The organism is Gordonibacter pamelaeae 7-10-1-b (genome assembly GCF_000210055.1).
Lineage (GTDB): Bacteria > Actinomycetota > Coriobacteriia > Coriobacteriales > Eggerthellaceae > Gordonibacter > Gordonibacter pamelaeae.
In genome coordinates this window covers 227,448-229,016 of sequence record NC_021021.1, presented here as the reverse complement: position 1 = coordinate 229,016, position 1,569 = coordinate 227,448, and the positions used below count along the sequence as shown (strand labels likewise).

Here is a 1,569-nt window from a genome sequence, read left to right as displayed (position 1 = left end):
CCTCGGTTCGGCTACCCGGGCGGCCAGGCCATCAAGATTTACGACGCGCTCTTCGACTCCACGCAGATCAAGCACGTGCTCTCGCGCCACGAGCAGGGCGCGGTGCACGAGGCCGACGGCTACGCGCGCGCCACGGGCAACGTGGGCGTGGCCATCGTCACGAGCGGCCCGGGCGCCACGAACACCGTCACCGGCATCGCGACGGCCTACATGGACAGCGTGCCGCTCGTGGTCATCACCGGCCAGGTGCCGCGCGGCGTCATCGGCACCGACTCGTTCCAGGAGTCCGACATCGTGGGCATCACCATGCCGGTGGTGAAACATAGCTACCTGCTGCAATCCACCGACGAGCTTACGGCTACGTTCCGCGAGGCGTTCCACATCGCCAAGACCGGCCGCCCCGGCCCCGTGCTCATCGACGTGCCGAGCGACCTGGCCAGCGAGGAGCTGGTGTTCGAGTACCCCGACGAGGTGAACCTGCCCTCCTACAAGCCCACCTACCGCGGCAACGCCAAGCAGGTGAAGCAGGCGGTGGCCCGCATCCGCCGCGCCGAGCGCCCCGTGCTCTACGTGGGCGGCGGCGTGGTGTCCTCCGGCGCGTCCGACGAGCTGCGCGCGCTGGCCGAGCTCATGCAGATACCGGTGGTCACCACGCTCATGGGCAAGGGCGCTTTCCCCGCGTCGCACGAGCTCAACCTGGGGCCCGTGGGGATGCACGGCTCGAAGTACGCGAACCTCGCCATGACCGAGAGCGACCTCATCATCGCGGCGGGCGCGCGCTTCTCCGACCGCGTCACGGGCCGGCTCGACGAGTTCGCGCCGAAGGCCGAGGTCATCCACATCGACATCGACCCCGCCGAGATCGGCAAGGTGCGCGAGGCGCAGATCCCCATCGTGGGCGACTTGAAGGGCGTGCTCGGAGGTATCGTGGCCCAGCTCTCCAAGGAGGGCGCGAGCCCCGAGACGGCGGCGTGGGTGGCCCAGATCGCCGAGTGGCGCCGCCGCCACCCGTTCTACCACCCGAACGTGGGCGACGCGCCCGGCGAGATCGTGCCCGAGGTGGTCATGGAGAAGCTCTCCGACGCGCTCGACCCCGAGCACAGCATCGTCGTGACCGAGGTGGGGCAGCACCAGATGTGGGCCGCCCAGCACATCGCGCGCGAATGCCCGCGCTCGTTCATCTCGTCGGGCGGCCTCGGCACCATGGGCTTCGGCTTCCCGGCGTCCATCGGGGCGGCCATCGGGTGCCCGGACAAGACGGTGGTGTGCGTGGCCGGCGACGGGTCGTTCCAGATGAACAGCCAGGAGATGGCTACGGCGGGCATCCACCGCGTGCCGGTGAAGGTGCTCGTGATGGACAACCGGTGCCTCGGCATGGTGCACCAGTGGCAGCACCTGTTCTACGGCGAACGGTACTCCTCGACGCTCCTCGACGCCAACCCCGATTTCGTGAAGCTGGCCGACGCGTACGGCTGGCAGGCCGCGCGCGTGGAGAGCCCCGACGCGCTGGACGCCGCGCTGGCCGCCATGCTGGCCGCCGAGGGGCCCTACCTGCTGGACGTGGCCATC

The 1,569-nt window shown here is 69.9% G+C and carries 1 protein-coding gene; it reads left to right on the top strand.

From position 1 onward, the window contains the following. Nucleotides 1-1,569, top strand: a 1,569-nt coding sequence (ilvB, locus tag GPA_RS01010) for a biosynthetic-type acetolactate synthase large subunit (RefSeq protein ID WP_083808811.1), incomplete at both ends; no start/stop codon positions are given.